The following is a 716-nucleotide window of genomic DNA, read 5'->3' as shown; positions in this document are numbered from 1 at the left end:
CTTCGTTCAAGCGACGGGCAGAAGTCAGCCTTCGGCCACGCCATTGGAACGCACCTCCAATAGTCATCAAAATCTCAAAACTTTCCATCGTCGCGCAAGCGAATAGGGCGATCCAAGGATCAGGTGCCCGACCACCAACGCCATCAGCAGCAAACCAAAGCATGACAACTAAAGTCAGGCCGTTCACCAACATCAGAAGTCCTGACGCCATACCAGTCAGATTAGCGTTTACAAACTGGTTTGAAAGCAGTTGTTTTTGCTTTTCAAGAATCAGGTTACGGTAGCGTTCTTCTGCACCAAAAATACTCAGCTCGCTATAGCCTTGTAGCCAATCGAGTGTCGCGACACGAAGCTGAGCTTTGTTCTGCGTTAAGTGCTCACCGTTGTTTTTGCCCAGTTTGTAAAAAAGCACTGGCCACACCAAAAGCATGATCGTAAGAATTGAGCCTAAAAGTAGCGCAAGATGCCAGTCAAAGAACGCTAAGACTGCGGTTAAACTCAGAATGCCAAAGATGCCAATAATGACTGGGCTGACAAGTCGCAGATAAACGTGATCCATTGCGTCCACATCGGCTACCAGACGGTTCAGCAGATCAGCATCGCGCATTGTTGATACTCGGCCTGGGATCAGCGGAGCAAGTTTCTTGAAGAAGAAGATAGGTAGGTAAGTAAGCAGCATAGACGTTGCGTTGTGGCTAACGAAACGTGCTCCCCAT

At 48.5% G+C, this 716-nt stretch carries 1 protein-coding gene; it reads right to left on the bottom strand.

What is annotated here, in order from left to right:
- The coding region (locus R7190_RS27405; protein WP_318137872.1) for an ABC transporter transmembrane domain-containing protein at positions 1 to 716 on the bottom strand (716 nt) is incomplete at both ends.

This window comes from Vibrio sp. 1078-1, assembly GCF_033340475.1.
This window is presented reverse-complemented; position numbering and strand designations above follow the sequence as displayed.